This window comes from Actinomadura sp. WAC 06369, from assembly GCF_003947565.1.
GTDB lineage: Bacteria > Actinomycetota > Actinomycetes > Streptosporangiales > Streptosporangiaceae > Spirillospora > Spirillospora rifamycini.
Genome location: NZ_QHJN01000364.1, coordinates 1 through 1,508 on the forward strand (window position 1 = coordinate 1; position 1,508 = coordinate 1,508).

The window sequence follows — 1,508 nt, forward strand, 5'->3', positions numbered from 1 at the left end:
CACCTGACCGGACCCCGGACGCCCCCCCGGCGCGCGCTCGACCCGCGCCGGGGCCCGTTGCCGGGGGCGGGCGCGGCGGGCAGCATGAACGCATGCCGCAACCCCTCCCCGAAACCCTCCTCGCCTTCACCGGCGCCGCCGTGCTCATCGCGATGGCGCCCGGACCCAGCACCGTGGTGATCATGCGGACGTCGATGCTGTCCGGGCGCCGCGCCGGGCTCGCCGCCGTCCTCGGCAACGAGACCGGCGTGCTCGCCTGGGGACTGGCCGCCGCGGCGGGCCTCACCGCGCTGCTGGCCGCGTCCCGCCTCGCCTACGACGGCCTGCGCGTCGCGGGCGCCGCCGTCCTGGTGTGGTTCGGCGTCCGCGCCCTGTGGCAGGCCCGGCGCCGCGCCGGCCGACCGGCCGACCCCCTCGCCCCGAGAGCCCCCGGCGCGGACGGATCCGGCGCGGGACGCGGCGTCCTCGCGGGCGGCGGACGCACCTGGTGGGGCGACTACCGCAACGGGCTGATCACCAACGCCGCCAACCCCAAGGCCGGGGTCTTCGCCGTGTCGTTCCTGCCCCAGTTCGTCCCTTCCGGCTGGTCCGTCCCCGCCGCGCTGGTGCTCCTGTCGGCACTATGGGCGCTCATCGACCTCGCCTGGTACACCGTGATCGTGTGGCTGGTCGCCGCCGCCCGCCGGACCCTGGACCGCCCGGCCGTCCGCCGACGCCTCGACCAGCTGTCCGGCGTCGTCCTGGTCGGCCTCGGCATCCGCTTGGCGGCCGACACCCGCTGACACCCCGCCGACCCGCACCAACGGAAAGGCGGACCACGGCGGAAGGCGGACCACGGCGGAAGGCGGACCACGGCGGAAGGCGGACCACGGCGGAAGGCGGACCACGGCGGAAGGCGGACCACGGCGGAAGGCGGACCACGGCGGAAGACGCAGAGCCGGACGACCGGCGGCGGGGCCGCGCCGTCAGCGGGGGCCGGGCGCCGCCTCCTCGCCCACGGGGAACCGCACCCCGGTCTCGCGCAGCCGCCGCCGCGAGGCCACCGCGACACCGGCCCGCGAAGGCTCCCGCCGCGCGACCGCGCTCTCCGCGGAGCCCTCCACCGGGCCGTCCACCGGGCCGTCCGCGGCGCCCGGGTCGCGGTCGGCGACGTGGCACGCCCCCTCGTCGCCCCGGTCGACGACCTCCTTGCGGCAGTCGGGCGGCCACCGCAGCAGCATCCGCCGCCCGCACACCGGGCACGCCCACTCCTCGAAGCCGGATTCGGCGACCCGCACCATCCGCAGCCGATGCGTCCTCTGCACGAAACCTCCCCCCACCGTCCGGTCTTTTCAGTGAATGCCCACGTCAACCCACCTAAAACCGGTGCCCAAGCGCACGGACGCACCGCCCCCGCCCGGGGGGGCGCGTCAGGCCAGGGCGGTGCGGACGGCCGCACCGATCTCGGCGATCACCTCCGCCGGGCGCCGCGCGAACGCCCCCCACCCCAGGAACCCGTGGTCCAGGCC

General features: G+C 77.5%; 2 protein-coding genes. One reads left to right on the forward strand and one right to left on the reverse strand.

Annotated elements, in window-relative coordinates; all coding sequences use genetic code 11:
* The first annotated feature begins 92 nt into the window (after positions 1-92).
* Positions 93-782, forward strand: a complete 690-nt coding sequence (locus DMH08_RS39445) for a LysE family translocator (RefSeq protein WP_125621395.1) — start codon at positions 93-95, stop codon at positions 780-782.
* 183 nt (positions 783-965) lie between these two features.
* On the opposite strand, the gene DMH08_RS39450 is transcribed toward DMH08_RS39445, so the two are convergent.
* Positions 966-1,304, reverse strand: a complete 339-nt coding sequence (locus DMH08_RS39450; protein ID WP_125621398.1) for a hypothetical protein — start codon at positions 1,302-1,304, stop codon at positions 966-968.
* Between the last annotated feature and the right edge of the window lie 204 nt (positions 1,305-1,508).

What these genes read in the sequence shown, in the direction of transcription:
- DMH08_RS39445 (WP_125621395.1), top strand. Translation starts at nt 93, where the DNA reads ATGCCGCAACCCCTCCCCGAAACCCTCCTCGCCTTCACCGGCGCCGCC.